The following is a 21,503-nucleotide window of genomic DNA, read 5'->3' as shown; positions in this document are numbered from 1 at the left end:
GGATGCAGATTGTAGATGGATCGGGTGCCAGCCGCGCACGCCGGATCGCACCATGACGGGTGCGGAGGCGCACCGATTTCCGACGCAGGCCGGTTTCATGACGGAACAGGCGCGGCATGATTACATCGCGGCGGCGATCAAGGATGGGCTGCTACCCGACGCGGCCTATCGTCTCCCCGAAATCATGGCGCTGACCGCGCCGCACGACCCTGCGCTGCCGATTCAGTTCTGGCAGCTTTATTCGGTGCTGGGCCAGCAGGTGATCGTCGATCTGGTTGCCGCGTTCTATCGGCGTGTCTTTGCGGACGAAGACTGGTTTACGTCGGTCTTTGCCCGGGTCGGGCCATTGCATCATCACGTCAACACGCAGGCCGCAATGTGGATCGACGTGATGGGGGGCGGGCCTTATTACCATGGCGCGGAATACCGGTTACGGTTTCATCACACACATAACGCCATGCAGCTGATGACCGACGCAGGGGCTGCGCGGTGGGCGCTGCTGATGCGCCGTACCCTTGCAGAGGGCACCGCGACGCTGCCGGACGACCCGCGCATCCGGCCTGCGATCAATACTTTCCTGACGCACTTCATGGGGCAGTACGCGGCGGACTTCGGGTTTGGCGATGCCGGGTTTTTCGGGCAGACAAATCCGGCGTTTCGCTACAGGATCAATTTCAGGGCGATGTCGGAGCAGAGCATTGCGGCCTTGCCCGAAGCGGCCTTGCGCGCTGCACTCAAGGACCGTGGCATCGCTATGCCCGACGATGCAGACAAGGCGGCGCTTGTCGCGCGGGCCGTGGCGATGTGACGGCCCGCTGGCCATCGACCGGAGAAGGGAAAGGTTGAGGATGGGGACTGATGCAAAGCTGCGCACTTGCCTGTGGTTCGACAAGGGTGGTCTGGACGCGGCCCGGGCCTATGTCGCGCTTTTTCCCGACAGCCGTATCGATGGCGTGCTTGCCAATGGTCAGCCGGATGATCCGATGATTGTTGAATTCACGCTGGCCGGGGCACCGATGATGATCCTGACGGCGGGGCCGCACTATCGGCTGACGCCCGCGGCCTCGATCAGTGTGACGACCGGGGATCAGGAGGAAACCGACCGGCTGTGGGAGGCGCTGACTTCGGATGGTGGCGCAGCGCAGCAATGCGGCTGGCTGGTGGATCGCTTTGGCGTGTCGTGGCAGATTGTGCCTCGAAGACTGACCACGCTTCTGGCCAGCGAAGATCAGGGCGCGGTTTCGCGGGTCACAGCGGCGCTGATGCAGATGGGCAAGATCGACATCGCGACACTTGACGCAGCAGCGGCGGGGTAGGGTGCTCCCCTCCCCGCAAGCGGGCGCAGGATTTGCCGGGCCGATTACTCCAGGTGACGGCGCAGCCGACGCAGGAACAGCCAAACGCAGAGCAGCACGACCGGTGCGGTGCAAGCGGCGAGAATGGTTTTCGACAGGCCAAAGTTTTCGCCCAACGGCCCCAGCAGATAAAGCGCAAGGTTGGTCGCGTAATAGCTGATGGCCACGACCGACAACCCCTCGACGGTGCGTTGCAGGCGGAGCTGCATGTCTGCGCGGCGGTCCATGCTGGTCAACAACGCCTGGTTCTGAGCCGATCGTTCGACATCGACCTTGGTGCGCAGCAACTCCCCCGCGCGCAGGGCGCGGTCCGACATGGCCTGCAGCCTGCGTTCCGTGGCCGCGACGGTGCGCATGGCGGGATCGAACCGGCGCATCATGAATTCGCCGAACGTCTGGCAGCCGAGAAACCGTTCCTCGCGCAGCACCGCGATCCGCTGGTTCACGATCTGTGCATAGGCCGCCGTCGCCGCGAACCGGTAGGCCGATTGTGCGCCCAGATTTTCGACGGTGCTGGACACGTCGAGCAGCTGCGCCAGGATCGCTGCGGGGTCAGAGGTGGCGCCGGCCATGTCCGACAGAAGACCGGTCAGTTTGGCGTCGATATGGTCCAGTTCCGCGCCCAGCCGGGCGGCGCGGGTCAGCCCCAGCATCGACATCGCCTTGTAGGTTTCGATTTCGCACAGGCGCTGGATCACGCGGCCGATCCGTTGGGGGCCGACCTCGGGGCGTGTGAAGACGGCAAGGCGCATATGGCCCGCCGGGTCGATGCGGAAATCCGCGGCGATGACCAGCGCATCATCGAGCGCGCGGCTGATCGCAACGCTTTCCGGAACGAACCACTTGTGCGCGCGGGCCAAGATTGTGCTGTCGTCGGGGGCGGGCTCGACCCGGATCAGCGCAGAGGTGATCCGCTGACCGGAGGCCGCGGCAAGCCAGTCGTCGGGGAATACGGCGAAGGCATCGGGCGCGTAGGGCGTTTCGCCAAGATGATCGACGAAGATCGTATAGGTCACGAATTCGGTATGGCTTTCCCATTTCAGCGTCATCCGGCCGATGGTGCCGGAATAATGCGTGGCACCGGGCTGCGGGTGGGCCGCGCCGAACCGGTCGAGCAGGGCGATAAGATGTGCACGCTCGCTCTGCCTGTCGCGCGGGTCGTCGCGCTTCATCGCGAGGTAGGCAGCCTGACTGGGCGCGCCGACCGTGGGAAAGGGGCGGGCGTGCAGCTCGTTGGCGAGGGCATAGCGCAGTGGATGGTCGGTGACGGGGGGCATCGGTGCCTCGCAATCGTGGGTTCTGATCGGCTTGTAGCGACGGGTCGCCGCAGATGCATCAGAAAAATCCTCGTATACCAACGGTTTATATGAATACAATGGTATGCCGTGGTGCAGCAGGCGTATGGTCGCTCGCGCCGATAGCGGCACGGTGTCGGTTGTCATGGCAAATCGACGGGCTTAGGAGTGACCGCATGAAACATGCCGCCCCCACACCGGATCACCCGTTCAGAATTGGTACCCGCGGATCGCCTTTGGCGCTGGCGCAGGCCCACGAGACGCGCGACCGCCTGTGCCGCGCGTTCGATCTGCCGCAGGACGCCTTTGTCATCCAGGTGATCACAACGACCGGCGACAGGATTGTCGACAGGCCGCTGAAGGATATCGGTGGTAAGGGCCTGTTCACCCGCGAGATCGAAGCCGCTATGCTGGCCGGGCAGATCGACATCGCCGTACATTCGATGAAGGACATGCCGACCCAGCAGCCGGATCGGCTGCTGCTGGATACCTATCTGCCGCGCGAGGATGTGCGCGATGCGTTCATTTCGCTGGATGGCGGGCGTCTCGCCGAATTGCCTGCTGGCAGTCTGGTCGGCACGTCAAGCCTGCGCCGCCGTGCGCAGTTGCTGGTGCGGCGGCCCGATCTGCAGGTCGTGGAGTTTCGGGGCAACCTGCAGACCCGCCTGAAGAAGCTGGGCGACGGGGTGGCAGCCGCGACGTTTCTGGCGATGGCCGGATTGAGGCGGCTGCGGATGGACGATGTAGCGCGCACGCCCATCGCGCCCGACGACATGCTACCCGCCGTCGCACAGGGGGCCATCGGGATCGAGCGCCGTGCCGACGACATGCGCGCCGCCGAGATGCTGGCGGCGATCCACGACGGGCCAACGGGGCAGCGGGTCGATGCGGAACGCGCTTTTCTGGCGGCGCTCGACGGATCCTGCGAAACCCCGATCGCGGCGCTCGCCGAACTTGACGGACCGTCCTTGCGGCTGCGGGGCCAAGTGCTGCGCCCGGACGGGTCGGACGCCATCGCCGACGACGTAACCGTGCCGATTGCCGACGGCCCGGCAGCAGGCCGCGCTATGGCGGCAGAGATGCTGAAAACGGTGGGGGCCGGGTTCTTCGACTGGCGGACGTTCTAGGGACGGCTCCCATGCGATGTTCTCCTGTCAGATAACACATTGTTTTCCAATAGGAGTCGCACTTCAAAGTAGCGCGCGCCCTGGCGCACATAGATGACCAATAACGTTGATTATGTAATGTTTTTTGCCAAGATTTTGAGTCACGTCTCGGGGCTTCGGGCGCCGTCTAGCCGTTTACTCTTTCGGGGCCTTGTTGCGGGTCATTTTGTCCAGTGTGGCCTTGTCGACGAGGCGCGAGATGATCGGGTGGACTTTGAGTTCGCCTTCCTTGACCACCTGCTTGAAGTTCGCGATCACCGATCCTGTGGTTTCGCGATCTGTCGCCAGCACGTCGAGGAGCCAGTTGATATCGCCGGAATTCCAGTCGTCCGCTTTCAGGCGGATCGGGAAGACCCCGGCCTTGATCTGATCGACGATACGCGCGTCGACCTCTTCCGAAACACTGGCCCAGATCGCGAGGCCCGCGACGTCGTTCGTGGTGTTTTCCGCTGTCGCATGCGCGATTGCGATCCGGTCGCGGATCAGCGGTTCCAGCACGATGTGGCTGAGATCCATGACCGACTGATGCCGGTAGCGCGGCAGACCCATCATCGCCATGACCACCTGTCCGAAGGTTTCCCTCAGATGGCTGCGCAGTTTGCCGACGCGTTCCATGACCTCCTGGTCGATCGTCGGCGCCTCGGTCTTGGGGGTCTCCTGTGCCTTTTTGGCCGATTTTGCCGCCGGTTTCTTTTTCTTGTCAGCCTGCTTTGCAGCGCCGTTTTTCGTGTCTTTTCGTCCGGCCATTGCGGTTATCCTCGGTTTGTTGTGTCGGTTGTCGCGGGCGAAGGATGCGCGCATCCCGGTTCCGCAGCCTGACAGGTCACAGGGTTTCTCAGATCACATCCATGCTGCCGTCGTCATAGGTCCAGACACGATTGATCCGTGCGCCGTCCGGTCCATAGGTATCGACATAGCTGGTCCAGTCATAGACGTCCGCGACATCTGTCATCGTCGCGACCGACCTGGTGCCGTCGGCGTATTCGGTCACGAGGGTCCGCCCGTCATCATAGGTCAGCGTCCGGTCGGTGAGCACACCGCCATCGTCGTAGTTGTCGACATAGCCGGTCCAGATGAATTCGTCCGCGGGGAACGTCATCGCCGCCGTGGATTTCACGCCATCGGTATAGTCGGTGGTGAGGACCCGTCCGTCGTCATATGTCAGTTCGCGCGACGCCAGGACGCCATCCGTATCGTAATCATCGACATACTGCTGCCAGATGAACTCATCCGCCACGTCGGTCATGGTGGCGGCGGATTTGGTGCCGTCCACATAGGTGGTTTCCAGCTCGCGCCCGTCGTCATAGGTCAGGGTGAGTGCTTCGAGGTCTCCGCTGTCGTCGTAGTCGTAGACGTAGCTTGTCCAGATAAACTCGTCCGCCACATCGGTCATCGTCGCCGAAGACCGTGTGCCCGCATCGTATTGCGTCTCGAGAATACGGCCATCGTCGTAAGCCATCGTACGTGCGGCGAGGTCGCCGTTCGTGTCGTAGGTATTTTCGTAGCTGGTCCAGATGAATTCGTCCGCGACGTCGGTCATCGTGGCGGATGATCTTTCACCGTCGGTATACGTGGTCGTCAGGATGCGACCGTCGTCATAGGTCAGCGTGTAGGACTCCAGCACGCCGGTTTCGTCGTAGGCGAAGGTATATGTGTCCCAGACGAAGGCGTTTTCGGCGTCCGTCAGCGTGGCCGAGGATTGCACGCCATCGGTGTAGAGCGTGTTCATGATGCGCCCGTCGTCATAGGTCAACGTGCGCGATGTGAGAACGCCGGCACCATCGAAGCGATAGACATAGCTCGTCCAGTCGTAGACATCGGCGGCGTCGGTGATGGTCTGCGACACCTTCTCGCCGTCCTCGTATTCGGTCACGCGGATTCGGCCACCGGACAAGACCTCTGTGATGGTGTTGCCTTCGCCGTTCACCGTGATTTCAATCGTGGCGTTCGCCTCGACACCGGCGGCGTCCACGACACTGTATGTGAATGCGGTGGTCGCTGTCTGGCCTTCGAGCAGGGCATCGAACGCCCCGTTCGGATCGAAGGACGCGATACCGCTGGCGGCGACGGTGAGCAGGCCGCCGTTGTCACCCGCGACGGCAACAGCGACATTCGCGGTATTGCCGTTCACGCGGCGCACGGTGAGCGTATCGCCGTCAGGGTCCGTGTCGTTGGCCAGCAGATCGCCGAGGGCGGTGACGTCGACCTCGCCCACCGTGAATGCGTCGATGACGGCGGTTGGGGCATCGTTGACGGCAGCCAGGCGCAGGGTGAGTTGCTTGAGGGTATCGGCCTGCCCGTCGCTTACGAAGAGTTCGAGTGCCACGTCACCTGCGAGGTTTTCGGGGGGTTGTCCGGTGAGCGCGTAGGTTTCCGGATCGAACGACAGCCACTCCGGCAACGCGGCACCCGAAACGCCACGCAGTTCCACAAAGAGCGCATCGCCGTCGGCGTCGCTGATGCTGGTCCGTGGCAGCGCGATCGCGACCGGCTCGTCCTCTGTGCCGTTCAGCACATCGGCAAGGTCGATGATCGGCGCATCGTTGGACGACTCGACCGTGACGGCGACACGTGCGGTATCGCGCAGCCCGGTGGAATCGGCGATTTCATAGTCAAACCAGGCCGCACCGAAGAAGCCGTCATCGGGATTGATCAGCACTTGACCGTCGACCGTCAGTTCGACGTCGACATTCTCGCTGTCCAGCAGGCGCGTGATGGCAAAACCCTGAAGATCCGGGTCGCTGTCGTTGGCGAGAAGTGCGGACACAAAGACCGCTGCGGGCTGATCCTCGATAATGGTGATCGCATCGTCCTGCGCAATCGGCGCATCGTCGGTGCCGATGACATCGATGGTCACCGTCGTCGGAACGGCAAAGCCGGTCTCGTTGGTCAGTGCGTATTCCAGCACCAGTTCGCCGAAGAAATCGGGCGCGGTCGTGACTTGCCATTTTCCGTCTTCAAGTTGTTCGACCGTGGCGTCCTGATTTTGAAGCTGCGACACCGTCAGGCCGAGGAAGGTCACATCCGACCCGAGCGGCAGGTCGTCGTTGGCCATCAGCTCTGCCTGATCGATGATCAGGGTGGTGTCTTCGAGCATCTCGTAACCTGCGTCGGACACGGCGACCGGCACGGCGAAGAGCGGCATCACTATGACCTGTGCGTAGCCGATGCTGGTCGCGCCGAATTCGTCGGTCACACGGTAGTTGAAACCGCCGTCGCCGAAATAGCCCTCGCGCCCGAGGAAGACGGCGGTTTCGCCGTCCTGATAGACGGTGCCGTTATCGCCGTCGAAAATCTCGACGATCGAGAAGTCGTCGCCCTCGACATCGCGGTCGTTGAACAGCAGGTCTGCAAAACTCACGACCAGCGGCTGATCCTGTGTGCCGAAGAAGAATCCGTCGGTGTTGGCAATCGGCGCGTCGTTGACGGCCTCGATATTGAAGGTGATCTGACCAAGGTCGAAAGCGCGACCGTCTGTGATCCGATAGTTGAAGGTCACCGGGCCGTTGACGTTTTCGTCGGGCACGAATTGGTAGCGGTCGCCGGGCAGTTCGAGGATGCGACCGTTTTCGACCTCCTCTTCAAGGCTGACGAACGATACGGCGTCGCCATCCGGGTCGGTGTCGTTGGCCATCAGCTCGGCGATAGTGAATTCGAACGGCGTGTCTTCGACCGTTTCAAACACGTCGGCCACCGCATCGGGGCGCTGGTTGGTCGATACGACCTCGACGGCGACGAAGCCGACGCTTTCACCATGGGTATCGTCGGTGATGCGGTAGCTGAAGCCGGCGTCACCGGCAAAGTTTGCGGTCGGCGTGAACGTGATCCCGCCGTCCTGGAAGACGACGATGCCGTTCTGTGCGTCCTCGACCCCGAGGAAGCGGATCGCATCGCCATCGACGTCGAAATCGTTCGCAAGAAGCTGTTCGGGCAGCAGGTTCAGGCTGCCGTCCTCGAACATCGAGAAGACATCTTCGGCGGCGATCGGTGGATCGAGCAGCGAGGCGACGTCCAGTATGACGGTGCCCGTGACCTCGCCCTCCGCATCGTCGGTGAGCGTGTAGGTCAGGATGTCCTCGCCCGCAAAGAGCGGCAGAGGCGTGTAGGTCACGGTCGCCGCGGCATTCCCGTCAAGGCTGACGGCCACGCCTTCGGAATTGCTCGTCGCGATGGCGGTATTGGCGCTGGTGAACAGCAGGTCGAAGTTGGCCCGCACATCCAGCGGGATGACCGCTGTCACGGTCCCTGTATCCGTATCGACGATCATCCACTCCGGCAGCGCCGATCCGTCTGCCAGCGTAACGGTCCATGTCCCGCCGGCGACTGGTGTCAGCGTGTCGGGTGCGGCGATGTCCACGCGCCCTTCGGTGATGACGATCTCACCCTGCGACGGATCGTCGAAGCCGGTGATACGCAGATAATCGCCATCGTCGTCGCGGTCGTTCGTCAGAAGATCGGCCACCTGGAAGGTGACAAGGCCGCCTTCGAACAGATCGACGCGATCCTCGTTCGCGACCGCCAGTTCGCGTGCGGCGCGGACGTTGAAGACGATCTGGGCAGACTCGTCCGAGCTTCCGCCTTTTTCGTCCTCGGCTGTATAGTCGATGACCAAGGCACCGTTGAAATCTGCGGGCGCCGTCAGGTCAAGCCGCTCCGGCAGATCGCGGATGGTAAAGCCTGCCAAAGGATCGGTTTCGACAAGCGTGTAGGTTTCGTCGACCACAGCTTCGGTGATGATCGACATTGCGGGCAGATCGCCACCGGCGCCGATGTCGATCCGCACCGGAACCGCACCGACATATTCCGACGGCGGTGTGCCGGTAAACGTAAAGGTATCCTCGTCGAACGTGAGCCAGTCGTTCAGCGGCGCGCCGCTTTCCCGCGCGACGGTGATGTCCATGGCGGTCGAGAAGTCGAGGCCGAAGGTGTCGGTTCCGGCCAATGCAGGTGCACCGGCGAGAACAGTGTTGATCATCGCGAGTTGCGGATCGGTCGGATCGATCACGAATTCGAGGGTGAAGCCCCGGTCGGTCGCATAGTATTCGAACTCTTCAAGATCGGGCTTGTCGCCGGGCGTAAAGACGATCTGGACACGGGCGGGGCCGTCATCCCCGTCGATACCGAAGTCAGAAATCGCAAGGCTGCGTGTCGTTTCGTCGAAGACCAGCCAAGAGGGCAGCGCGCGACCGCCGTTGACCTGTGCGGCGAACGTCCCTTCGGCGATGTCGAAGGCCGCGATGCTGTCGGCGTCCTCGTCCAGAGTCCATTCGAACGGTTCGCGCAGAATGAAGCCGCTCAGAATAGTTTCACTGACGCTTATGCCGGTGGACAGCGCGGTGATCTGTGGCGCGTCATCCCAGATGTAGCGGAAATTGTGAACCGCACCGCTGACAGGATCGGTGACGAATACGGCGACTTCGACGGGTCCGTCGTGATCGGTCGGCACGTCGCCCATGAAGGTCATGGTCGCCGCGTCGAACGTCAGCCATTCGGGCAGATCGGTGTTGTTGGCCGACGTTGCCCGGACGGTATAATCGGCGGACAGGAATTTCTGCGCGAACTGACCCAGCAGCGTGGCGTCTTCGAAGAAGAGCACATCACCATCGACATCGAGGTCGTTGCCGAATGCCTCGGCCGGGATCACGTAGAGCGGTCCGTCCTCCAGCCCGGCGGCGACATCGTTGCGCACGACAGGGCCGCTGTTGACCGGCAGGATCGTGAGATGGGCGATCGCGGAATCGAAACCGCCGTTGCCATCGCTGATCGTGTATTCAAAGCTGGCCGCGCCGTTGTAGTCTGCGCGGGCGGCAAATTCGATCATGCCATCGGCGTTGACCCGTACCTTACCGTTCTCGGCAAAGCGGTAAACGCTGTCGAATGTCAGGGTGTCGTCATCGGGGTCACGGTCGTTGGCCAGCAATGTCGCCGGGTCGATGGTGATGGTCCCGTTCTGCAGCAGCTGCAGCCCACGATCGTCGACTGCGATCGGCGGCAGGTTTTGCGGACGGACGTTGATGTTGAACGCAAGCGTGGCCTCCGCGCCGCGCGCGTCGATCACTTCGAATTCGATATAGGCGGCACCAAGCTCTTCGGGCGTGTAGAAGATGTCGCCGGTGTCCGCATCAAAGGTCTCGGACCCGTTGAAGGACGCATTCCCGTCCGCCCCTTCATGCAGGCCGACAAAGGTGAATGTGTCGCCTTCGATGTCATAGACCTTGCCCATGAGGTCGGAGACGTTGAAGATCGTGATCTCTTCGAGCTTTGCCGACACCGCGCGGTCATTGATGCGCGGTGCATCGTTGACGGGGGCGAAGTAGATTTCCACATCCGCACGGGACTGCGCACCGTCACCGTCTTCAAGGACGTAGCGGAACCCTGCGAAGCCGAAATGATCGGGGCGGCTGGCCAGTTCGATGTAATCGCCCTTGATGCTCCAGGTCGCATCGGTCGCCGGGCCGTCGTAGTTCTGACGGTCTTCATAGGGCCGGATTGCATCGCCCGCGCCATCGGTGAGTGGTTCGAGCGACACGATACGCAGGGATTCCATCTCTGCGTCGCCATCGACGTCATAGTCGTTGGCCAGCAGATTTTCGATCCGGATGCGCAGCGGCACATCCTCGATCCCGTATTGCAGCGGATCGTCGACCGCGACGGGCGCATCGTTTACGGGCGTCAGGTTGACCTCGACCCGCGCCGTGGATTCACGGCCGGAGGGGTCGCGCACCGTGTAGGCAAAGAAGGCGTCGCCGTTGAAATCCTGATCACCCAGGAACGCGATGCGGCCATCGGGTTCGATCCAGACACTGCCGTCGCGTGCGGCCTGTACCGAAACGAGTTCAAGCGTTTCGACGCCTGTTTCGGCATCGTTCGCGATCAGGTCGGCGGGGTCGATATAGCTGACCTCGTCCTCGACACCCAGCAGATAGATATCGTTTTGCGCATTGAAACGCCCGTCGCGCAGGTTTTCGGCGATATAGGTGCGGTCCCAGATCGTGCCGTCCTCGAAGACGATCTGTTCAAGACCGGTTTCGCCACCGAGGAAGTGATCGGTCACAAGGGCAGTGTCGATCAGGAAACCGTCGTCACGCTCCAGTTCGACGAAGAGATCGTCGCCCTGCCGCAGCAGGGACACGTCCTTGGCCGCGATGCCCGGACCCATGACCAGACGGTCGATGTCGGCCAGATCGCCGATCTCGGCGATGGTGTCGGCACCGCTGTCGAAACCGAAGAGATAGTCGTCGGACCCCCCTGCCCCGGACAGGGTATCGTCGCCAAAGCGACCGTCGAACGTATTGGCACCCGAATCACCCGAAAGGGTATCTGCGTGGATCGAACCCGTCAGCGCCTCGATCCCGGACAGCTCGTCGCCAAGCGCCTCGCCCGCAAGACCAAGCCCAAGGGCGAGGTCGACGGTAACCGCTTCGTCGGCATTGGCGTAATCAGCTGTGTCGGTCCCTGCGCCACCGTCGATGGTGTCTGCCCCGCGACCGCCGCGGAAGACGTTGTCGGCGTCGTCGCCGATCAGCGTGTCGTCGTGGAAGCTGGCCTGAACGATTTCGATACCGGAAAGGGTATCGCCTTCCGCGTCACCGCCCGTCGCCGTGCCTGCGGCCAGATTGATCTGGATACCGGCGGTCGACAGCAGGTAATCGGCCGTGTCGATCCCGGCCCCGCCGTCGAGTGCATCCCCGTCGCGACCGCCTGACAGCAGGTCGTCGCCGTCACCGCCGAGCAAGGTGTCCGCGCCACGCCCGCCGATAAGCGTATTGGCGTTGGCGTCGCCTTCCAGACGGTCGGCGGCGTCGGTGCCGATCAGGTTTTCGATGCGCGACAGCACGTCGCCCGCGGCATCGCCGCCCGCGGCTGTGCCGACCGCCAGCGAAATATCGACGCCGACCGTTCCAAATTCGTAGGAGGCTGTATCGTTTCCGGCACCACCGTCGAGCGCATCCGCACCGGCGCCGCCTTGCAGCGTGTCGTCGCCAGCACCGCCGGACAGGGCGTCGGCCCCGCCGCGACCCTGCAGCAGGTCGTCGCCGGCAGCGCCTTCAAGATCGTTGCCCCGGTCATCGCCGCCGAGGATGTCGCCGAACGCCGACCCGACAAAGCCCTCGATCTCGAAGTATTTGTCGCCCGCGGCAAACCCGCCCTGCCCGATCAATGTCGTCAGATCGGCGCGTACGCCGGTGTTGGACAGGCCGAAGGTCACGACGTCAAAGCCGGCCCCGCCACGAATCTCGTCGGCATCGTCACCGGCGTCGATCACATCGTTGCCGAAGCCGCCAAAGATCACGTCCGCACCTGCACCGGTGAAGATGGTATCGTCACCGCCCAGTGCGACGATCAGATCATCGCGATTGTAGCCGATGATGGTTTCGTCAAGATCGTTGCCTTCGATATAGTCGACGTCCGGCGAGCCGGTCAGCACCTGACCGTAGAAATCGGCGACCGTCGCATAGGCAAAGCCCACGTCCTGCAGTCCTTCGACATCGGCGATGCTGTATTCGATCGTGACGTCGCCGGAGAAGCCCTCTTCGAAGCGGGCCACAAGAAAATCCTCGCCGCGGAACGACACGATCTCGAACGCGCCGACCTCGACGCGGTTGCCCTGCGCCAGTTCGACCGGGTCATAGAGCGCATTGACCGTGACGAAATCGGGCCGTGGCCGGTCGGGGTTGTCCAGATCGACGTCGATGACGCCGTCACCGTCGGTGTCGGCCTGTTCGATGTCGTAGTCGTTGAAGACCAGGTCCGACACACGCACCACCAGCGGTACGTCAAGCGGGGTGACAAATCCCGGATCGTCGACAACGGTCGGGTCGTCGTTCGACGGGACGATCACGATGTCGACCAATCCCTCGACCGTGCGGCCTTCGCCATCTGTCAGGAAATAAACGAACGCACCGGCAAGCGAGGCGTCGATGTTCGGCGTATAAAGGAAATCGCCGTCGGCGTTTTCCTCGATGATACCGTTGAGATCGCCAAGCGCCTGCGCGCCGAACTTGAACGCATCGACAATCGGGTCCACGTAGCGCCAGCCGGTGACTGTCAGGTCCGTGCCGTCGATGTCGCTGTCGTTGGCCAGCAGCGTATCGAGACGGATGACTGTCGGGATGTCCTCGGGTACGAGGAACTGGTCGGTCACCGCGACTGGCGGCGCGTCCGAAGTCGGATCGAAATAAAGCGTGACCTGTGCCCCGTCGACAGCGCCTTCGGGATCGGTGATCGAGTAGCCGAACGTCGTGACGCCCCAGAAATCGGTATCGGGCGTGAAGATCACCGTGGTATCGGTCTGTTCGATGGTACCGCGCACTGCACCGGTGGCGTTCTCGAACGTCACGGCAAAGCCTTCGACATCCTCGTCATTTGCGAGCAGATCGAGGATCTGGATTTCAAGCGCCGTGTTCTGTGTGCCGCGCAGCAGATGGGCCTGGCTTTCGTTGCGGAAACTGTCGTTCCGCGCGATCGGGTTGTCGTTCACCGCCTCGAAGACCAGCGTTGCGGTCGCTGTATCGCGCCCGCCCTGTCCGTCGTCGATAGTGTAGCGGAAGGTCGCCTCGCCATTGAAGTTGTTGCCGGGCGTGAACAGCACGGTCTGGTTGTCGAGCAGTCTTGCCCGGCCGCCGGTGCCGCCACTTACGGAACTGAGCGTGATCGTGCCAAGCGGATTGGTGTCGTTGGCGATCAGCTGATCGAGGCTGATGATGACCGGATTGTCTTCGAGCAGTTGCGTGCCGTTGCTGTCGGTGGTCAGCAGGTCATCGCGCGCGTCGGTGCCGGTTTCGTCGGCGGTCACGGTCAGTGTCGCGGTCGCGACATCTGTAAGCCCCTGACCGTCCGTCACGATATAGTCAAAGGATGTCGTGCCGAAGAAGTCCTCGACCGGGATTACCCGCACGTTGCCGTTCGCGTCGATTTCGACGGCGACATCGGCGGAGGGGATCACCTCGACGATGCTCAGCGCGTCGCCGTCCACGTCGAAGTCGTTGCCCAGAAGGGCGGAGGCGGCAATCGTGAGCGGTGTGTCTTCAAGTGTCACAAAACCGGTATCGTCGCGCGCCACTGGCGCGTCGTTGACCGGTGTGATGTCGATATAGACGATGGCCTCGGCCCGGCCGCCTTCCGGTGTATTCGCGGCATAGGTGAACTGTGCCGGACCGTTGTAGTTTTCCGCGGCGGTAAAGCTGATCTGACCGTTAGACGACAGGGAGACTGTTCCGCCGATGGGGTCGAACACCTGACCGACGATCATGCGGTCACCGTCGACGTCGTTCGACAGAAGCCGGTTGACGTCGATGACGAGGTTGCCGTCTTCGGCCAGGGTAAACCCGCGGTCGTCGCGCGCCTCTGCCACGGGCCGGACCGTCACATTGATATCGGCAGTAGCAAACGCATTGCGCCCGTCGGAGATCGTATAGGAAATCTTTGTCGCCCCGATGAACCCGTCGACACCGGTGAACCGCAGCGTGCCGTCGCCCGGCAGGTAGGCGGCACCGTTTTCGCCGGCATCGACCGAAATCACGGAGAGCGGATCGCCGTCGGAATCGAAGTCGTTGCTGAGAATTTCCGCAAGTGACAGGACCAGTTCTTCCCCGGTCACCACGGCAAAGAAACCGTCCTCGTTCGCGCGGGGTGCGTCGTTTTCGACCAGCGTCAACAGGGTGTCGCGGGTCCACAGGGTACCGTCGTCGAACAGATATTCCTCGATCCCCGCGCCGTCGGTCGACAATGCGTTGATCACCGTCAGCCCGTCGGACGGCATGCCCGCGAACTGGAACGATACTGCCGTGCTGCCCTGGAATACCCGGTCGACCGAGACGTCGTCGGGGGTGACACCGGTCAGCAGGACCCGGTCGACATCGGTCGGATCGGCTGTCCCGCTGTCGCGGATTTCGATCTGCCCCAGCCCGGCGGACCAGAAATAGGTGTCCGCGCCGCCGTGGCCTTCAACGGTGTCGTTGCCACCTGTCAGAACGAAGGTATCGTCGCCGTCGAAGCCTTCGATATAGTCGTCGCCCGGCGTCCGCACGCCGTCGATGGCGGCAGCCCGCATTTCGTCCGCGGACCAGCTGCTGCCGTCGGCGAAATCAAGCGTCAGCGTTGCGCTGACATGGTCCTGCAAGGCGTCGATCAGCGTCAGGCGGTCACCTGCGCCGAAGTCGATCACAAGGTCCAGCAAGGTCGGGCCGGACCGCACGACAGACACGATATCGGCACGGTCGAGGTCTTCGAGGATCACCGTGTTCGCGCCGGAACCGAAGGCGTCGATCCGGTCGTCGCCCGCATCGCGGCCGAAGCGGAAGATATCGTCGCCCGCCAGACCCAGCAGCAGATCCGCACCGGCACCGCCGGATAGATCGTCGGCCCCGCTGGTGCCGAAAATCACATCGGCATCGGGAGAGATCTGCGCATTCGTCAGAAGCAACTGGATATCGGCGACTGTCAGCGTCGCGTCGGCGTGGTCGACAAAGACGAGGCTTTCAATGCCGCGTGATGTGCTCAGCCCGTCAACGATGATGATCTGGTCGTCCTGCGAACCGTCGAAGGTGATACGCAGATCGGGGCTGTCGGAGCCCAGGCGCGCAAAACGAACGTACTCGGGTCCATAGCCGGCAATTTGCAGCACATCTGCTGTCGAAAATGCCCTGTCGCGAACAATGTCGGACCCGTCACCCGCGTTGAAGATATAGACATCGTTACCGCCGCCGCCGCTGATGCGATCATCGCCCAATCCGCCGATCAGCGTGTTGTCCGCGCCGTTGCCATAGATGAAGTCGTCCAGAACCGTCGGTACGCGCGCGATCAAATCGGCGATCTGCAACTCGGCACCGGTGTCGGTAAAGCGCACCGTTTCGATCTCGCCCGCACCCAAAGCGCCGTCGATGCGGACCCGGTCGCCGTCTTCTCCAATCCGGAGGATCATGGCGGAACCGTCGCTTGACTGCACTACGGTCAGCATGTCTTCGGTGATGCCCGCGCCCAGGATCAGAACATCCGCGTCACCACCAGCGTCGACGATGCGGTCCTGATCGTCGCCAAGATCGAACCGGTAAGTGTCGTTGCCCTGCCCGCCTTCGAGCAGGTCAACGCCAGACCCGCCGGCGAGGTCATCGTCGCCATCCAGACCAAGCAGCCGGTCATCGCCGCCCATACCGCCGAGCATGTCGCCCGTATCGGTCCCGTAAACGACGTCGTCTTCGGCGGTGGTGGTCAGCGCCATGTCGACCAGACCTGCTGCCGTCCACACGCTCGGATCGTCGGCGAAGTGAACCTCGATCGGCATGGTCAGGCTTGGGGCAAGGCCAGTATCGACCCTGTCGCCGCTGCCGATGATCTGGAACTGGATCGTCGGTTGTCCGGCGACAAGCGCGACGTCGGATGGCAGAATCCCCGGGCCGAAGCGCAGGATGCTCAGACCGTCGGTGTCCTCAATCCGGTCCTGTCCGTCGCCAAGGTTGAACACATATGTGTCGCTGCCCGCACCGCCCCTCAGCAGGTCATCGCCCGCACCGCCGGAAATCTCGTCAGCCTGGTCGGAGCCGGTCAGGATATCGTTGCCAGCGAGGCCGTCGAGCGCATTGCCGGTCAGAATCTTCAGGTCGTCGTCACCGGCGGTCGCGGCCATTGCGGCGGTCAAAAGGGCTGTCTGGTCCCAGAGCGTGCCGTCTTCTTCAAAGCGGATCGCTTCGATTGCCAGCGTAGGCGGCGTAGCGGCCGCCCCGACCAATAGAATCCGGGTATCGCCGGTGGTGACGCGCAATTCGATGTCATCGCCGCGCATCCGCACGGCAAGATCGGCCGCAGCGATTCCGGTCTTGAAGACGAGCGTATCGGTTCCGCCGGTATCGGTCAGCGTATCGTGGCCATCGTTGGCACCAAAGAAATACGTGTCGTCCTCTTCGCCACCGATCAGGGTGTCGTCGCCGGTGCCGCCCTCGAATGTGTCGTCGCCCGCGAATTGCGCGCTTGGGTCACCATTGCCGCGCAGCACGTCGTCGCCGCTGCCGCCGGACAGGATATCGTTGCCCGCGCCGCCCGACAGGTCGTCGTGCCCGGCCTCGCCCGCCAGCGCATCGTCACCGAACCCGCCTTCGAGGGTGTCGTCATCCGCACCGCCGGCCAGTTTGTCGTTGCCGGCAAAGCCAGACAGCGTATCGGCACCGCCGTTCCCGAAGAAGCGGTCGGAGTCCGGCGTGCCGAGCATCTCGTTGGCGACGTCGTCACCATAGACCGGAGCGTTCAGCACCTCGTCGGGGGACACGCCGCCGAAGTTCGCGGCAGTCAGTTCGGTCATCGTTACGCCGACGAGGCGAATGATCTGCTGTGGTGTGCCGTCGTTGTCGAAGGAAATGACGGTATCCGCACCGTCCTGCGCAAGTGATAAAAGCCCGCTGGCGAAGGGGTTGGGCGACTGGGTTTCAAGCCGCAGGATATCGCCTGTGTCACCCGCTTCGAAATCGGTGATGATATCCAAGGCGGCATCCGCAGCCAGCCCGGAGGTTGGCAGATAGCGATAGATGTCGCGCCCGGTACCGCCGGTGTAGCTGTCGGTCGACTGATCGAGCAGAAGATCGCCGAAGACGTCGTCACCGGCTCCGCCGTCGATGGTGTCGGCCCCTGCCCCGCCTTCGATGTAGTCGCCGAGCGCCGATCCTGTCAGCGTCTCATCGCTCGCGTCACCGAAGATCACGTCGCCGTCGACGCCCAGATCGGGACGAATTCGATCCGCGATTTCCGCAAACGTCAGGCTGGCACCGCTATCGGTCATCAGCAGGGTTTCGATCTGGCCCGCATTGCCCGCAAAAGCACCGGAGACAGTGATGCGGTCATCGCTGCCCGCAAAACGGATGGTCAGGTCGGACCCGCCGGGCCCGGTTTGCGAGAACCGCAGATCGGTCAGGTCGTAGCCCGAAACCTCAAGACGGTCTTCGCCTGTGGTGTCACCCTGATCGTCGATGACCAGGCTGCCATCGCCCGCCGCGAACACATATGTATCGCCGCCAGTGCCGCCGGAGGCGACATCCTTGCCGCGACCTGCATCAAGCAGGTCGTCGCCTGCTTCGCCCGACAGGTTGTCATTCCCGTCGCCGCCGTACAGGTCGTCGTTGCCCGCACCGCCGGTCAGGTCGTCGTCACCGCCCAGACCGATCAGCAGATCGTCACCTGCAGTGCCGACGTAGGTGTCGTCGCCTGCAGTGCCGGAGGTCGCGAGCGCGATGAGTTCAGCCTTATCCAGCTCAGCCCCGTCATCGAACGTCACGCGGATTACGCTGCCGTCAGTCAGCGCATCGACCAAACGAAGACGGTCTTCGGTGCCGTCGATCTTGAGCACCAGATCGGTGCCATCCATGACGGCGCGCAGATCGGCCGTTGCGATACCGGCCCCCAGTCGCACGCTGTCCATGCCTTGAGTGTCGGTGATCCGGTCTTGACCGTAGCCGAGGCCGAAGAGGTAGATATCGTCGCCGCCGCCCCCGGCGAGCAGATCGGTTCCGCTGCCACCGTCGAGCGTGTCGGCCTGATCGCCGCCGGTGATATCGTCATGACCTGTGCCGCCGGTCAGCGTATCGCCACCACCCCCACCGATGATTGTATCATCGCCTGCCAGACCGGCCAGATCGTCGGCGGCCTGCGTGCCGACCAGAACCTGATCCGCAGCAGTTCCGACTTGGCTTGCTGCGACAAGTTCGGCCCAGGTCCAGGTTGCGTCATCGTCGAAACGCAGGGTTTCGATCGCGCGTGCTGGATCGGTCAATGCGCCGACCAGCACGATACGGTCCGCAGTGCCGTTCACCCGGAGGACAAGATCGCCCGTGACCGTCGCCGAAACGCGCAGGTCTTCCGATAGCACGCCAATCAGCGCGATTTCGTCGGTCCCGGCCAGGTCGGTGATCCGCGCCACGCCGTCGCCTACCGCAAAGCGATAAAGATCGTCGCCGTCCAGATCGGTCAGAATATCGTGACCCGTGCCGCCGCTGATCGTGTCGTTCCCCGACCCGCCTTCGACGGTATCGTCGCCGGACCCTGCGTCGATGTCGTCGTTGCCCGCACCCGCGTCGATCAGATCATCGCCGTCCTCGCCCGCGATGGTGGCGCCAATATCGCTGCCGATCAGGGTTTGGTCAGGACCGCTGTTCTCAAGCGCGAAGGTAATCAGCTGATCCATCGTCCAGCTTGTCGCGTCGTCGAAAACGACGGTCATATCCATACCGCCGAGCATGGCGTCGCGCAGGATCACACGGTCTTCTGTCGTGCCCAACCGCAGGGTGATGTCGTCACCGTCGGTCGCAAAGGCGATTGCCGATGCGAGGATGCCGCCGCCCATCTGAAGGGAATTTGTTCCGTCCTGATCCGTGATGACGACGTTTCCGTCGCCCATCGCATAGATATAGGTGTCGTTGCCGAGGCCGCCGTCGAGATGGTCGAGCCCGCTGCCGCCTGACAGGGTATCGGCCCCGGCGCCACCGGTGATGCTGTCCGATCCGGTGCCGCCCAGCAGGCTGTCGTCACCGCCGCCGCCGTCGATGCTGTCGTCACCGGCCTGTCCGTCGATGGTCTCACCGAAGAGTGTGCCGGTAATATCGTCCGACTGCTCGGACGGCCGCAGTGCGAGCGACCGTAGGGTCGCAGCGGTCCAGCCTGCTGCAGGCGCATCGATAAACTCAATCGTTTCAATAAGTTGCGTATCACCCATGCCGCCGATGATGATCACGCGATCATCCGTGCCAATTTGCAGCATCAGGTCGAGATCGTTCACTACGGATACGGTGATGTTCTCCGGCAGGATGCCGGAACCGAAGACCAGCGTATCCTGACCGCCAAGATCGTCGATCGTGTCGACGCCATCACCGAGATTGAACAGATAGGTCTCGTCGCCCGCTTCGTCCGACAGCCGGTCATTACCCTCGCCACCGGCGAGCGTGTCGTTTCCTGCCCCGCCGACAAGGCGGTCGGCCCCGGCAAGACCGCTCAGATCGTCGTTTCCGGCCATGCCGTCGATCAGGTCGTCGCCGGACGATCCGGCTGTCACATCATCCGCGATGATCGCATCGACGGTCACACCGGTCGCCGGGACGGCGCGTTCGAGCGTTTCCTGATGGGTCCAGACGGTGCCGTCGGCAAATTCGATGGTTTGCACGACAGCGCGAGTCGCGCCACGTTCTATCGTCAGGCGATCGTCGGAATTGTCGAACCGCAGGATCAGATCGAGACCGGACGTTTCGACGATGACAGAGGCAGGCGTGATCGTGGCATCGAACACGACGCGGTCGCCGCCATAGCTGAAGTGATAGTCGATCAGGTCCTGCCCGAAACCTGCAGAGAATTGATACGTATCGGTGCCCCATCCGCCATCGAGGACGTCGTCACCCGCGCCGCCGATCAGCGTGTCGCTGCCGGAGTTGCCATCGAGTGAATCGTTCCCGCCATTCCCGATCAGAACATGGCCGGACCCGTTGCTTTCGATCAGGTCATCGCCATCACCACCTGAGTCCAGGGGAGTCACGTCGCCGCTCAGGTTGATATTGACCGGGTCGACCGACATGGTCTGCAGGTCGTTGAGCGTGAAAGTCGAACCGCCTTCGAAACGTACCTGGCTGACGCCGTGAGAGAACACTTCACCGGCCATGCGCACGTCGATCTCGATCCGGTCACTCGTGCCGGTAAAGCGCAGCGCAAGAGGTCCGCCCTCATACGTCCGCTCGACAAAGAAGTCGGCCTCGCTCAGCGAGGTGTCAAAGATGACGATGACGTCGCCGCCTTCCAGCAGCACTGAAATGTCGTCCTGTCCGAAGCCTGCGGTGTAGTTGTATGTCACGCCGCCGCCGCCGTCGCGCAGCAGGTCGTCACCGGAACCGCCGGTGACCGTGTCGTCGCCGTTACCGGTAATGACACGGTCATCGCCGCCGCCCGCGACGACAATGTCATCGCCGCCGCCCGCGACGACAATGTCATCGCCGCCGCCGCCGTTGATGATGTCGTCGGAATCGCTGCCTGTCAGCGTGTCATCCGACACCGACCCCACCAGTTCCGCGGGCGCGACGCTGGCGAGGGCCACGACATCGGCCCAGGTCATCGTGCTGCCATCCGCGGCAAAACGGAATTCCGTGATCTTCGCCGGATTGTCGTAGTAGTCGATGACTTCGATACTGTCGCCATCGGCGGTGGCGATGATCAGCGTTTCGTCGGGCGTCCAATGTGCGGTGATCCCGCTGGGGTCGATCCCGGCCCCGAAGGCGACGATGTCGACATCGCTTTCATCGAAGCTGATGTAGAGCTGATCGTGGCCGAAACCTGCCTCAAATTGATAGAGGTCGTCGCCGCGCCCGCCTTCAAGCTGGTCGTGGCCGCGTCCGCCGGTGATCGTCTGATCGTTCGATCCGCCATAGACCAGATCGGACCCGTCGCCGCCGTTCAGCGTACCTTCGCCCCACAGGTAGAGGGCGTCATCGGCATCGGTTCCGATAACTTCGCCATCTCCGTCTCCGTCTGAGTCCTCGATGCCCCGCGGGGATGCGGCGGCTGCATCGACGAGGGCCCTGAATTCGTCCCATGTCCAGACAGTGCCGTCGGCGAAATGGATTTCGTCCACGCTACCGTTGCCCATACGGATACGGCCTTCGCCACCGGCGACGGCGATCTGCAGGAAGTTGTAGCCGAACTCTCCGGATTCGATATCCGGTTCCGCA

6 protein-coding genes (1 of these 6 only partly in view) are annotated in these 21,503 nt (G+C 62.8%); 3 read left to right on the top strand and 3 right to left on the bottom strand.

The annotated features are described in order from the left end of the window. The first annotated feature begins 52 nt into the window (after positions 1-52). Both AC04PH_RS01905 and AC04PH_RS01900 read left to right on the top strand, forming a co-directional pair. A complete protein-coding gene (locus tag AC04PH_RS01905; protein ID WP_483064051.1) occupies positions 53-808 on the top strand; it encodes a globin domain-containing protein in 756 nt (251 codons plus the stop codon). A gap of 40 nt (positions 809-848) precedes the next feature. Next, positions 849-1,316: a VOC family protein gene (locus AC04PH_RS01900; RefSeq protein WP_483064050.1), complete on the top strand. Its 468-nt coding sequence runs from the start codon at positions 849-851 to the stop codon at positions 1,314-1,316. A gap of 44 nt (positions 1,317-1,360) precedes the next feature. Here AC04PH_RS01900 and AC04PH_RS01895 read toward each other — a convergent pair whose 3' ends face one another. Further along, positions 1,361-2,632, bottom strand: a complete 1,272-nt coding sequence (locus AC04PH_RS01895; RefSeq protein ID WP_483064049.1) for a DUF3422 family protein — start codon at positions 2,630-2,632, stop codon at positions 1,361-1,363. A gap of 194 nt (positions 2,633-2,826) precedes the next feature. Here AC04PH_RS01895 and hemC point away from each other — a divergent pair, with 194 nt between their 5' ends. Beyond that, positions 2,827-3,777: a hydroxymethylbilane synthase gene (hemC, locus tag AC04PH_RS01890; RefSeq protein ID WP_483064048.1), complete on the top strand. Its 951-nt coding sequence runs from the start codon at positions 2,827-2,829 to the stop codon at positions 3,775-3,777. A gap of 174 nt (positions 3,778-3,951) precedes the next feature. Here hemC and AC04PH_RS01885 read toward each other — a convergent pair whose 3' ends face one another. Both AC04PH_RS01885 and AC04PH_RS01880 read right to left on the bottom strand, forming a co-directional pair. Then, complete coding sequence (locus AC04PH_RS01885) at positions 3,952-4,563, bottom strand: toxin-activating lysine-acyltransferase (protein ID WP_483064047.1); 612 nt, start codon at positions 4,561-4,563, stop codon at positions 3,952-3,954. Between the two features lie 88 nt (positions 4,564-4,651). Then, positions 4,652-21,503, bottom strand: partial view of a tandem-95 repeat protein gene (locus tag AC04PH_RS01880; protein WP_483064046.1) — the 3' portion only. The gene runs 15,332 nt beyond the window's last position; 16,852 of the gene's 32,184 nt are visible here — the last part of the coding sequence; its start codon lies off the right edge, out of view; its stop codon occupies positions 4,652-4,654.

The sequence above is a fragment of the Yoonia sp. KMU-150 genome, assembly GCF_056858355.1.
This window is presented reverse-complemented; position numbering and strand designations above follow the sequence as displayed.

What these genes read in the sequence shown, in the direction of transcription:
- AC04PH_RS01905 (WP_483064051.1), top strand. Translation starts at nt 53, where the DNA reads ATGACGGGTGCGGAGGCGCACCGATTTCCGACGCAGGCCGGTTTCATG.
- AC04PH_RS01900 (WP_483064050.1), top strand. Translation starts at nt 849, where the DNA reads ATGGGGACTGATGCAAAGCTGCGCACTTGCCTGTGGTTCGACAAGGGT.
- AC04PH_RS01895 (WP_483064049.1), bottom strand. Translation starts at nt 2,632, where the DNA reads ATGCCCCCCGTCACCGACCATCCACTGCGCTATGCCCTCGCCAACGAG.
- hemC (WP_483064048.1), top strand. Translation starts at nt 2,827, where the DNA reads ATGAAACATGCCGCCCCCACACCGGATCACCCGTTCAGAATTGGTACC.
- AC04PH_RS01885 (WP_483064047.1), bottom strand. Translation starts at nt 4,563, where the DNA reads ATGGCCGGACGAAAAGACACGAAAAACGGCGCTGCAAAGCAGGCTGAC.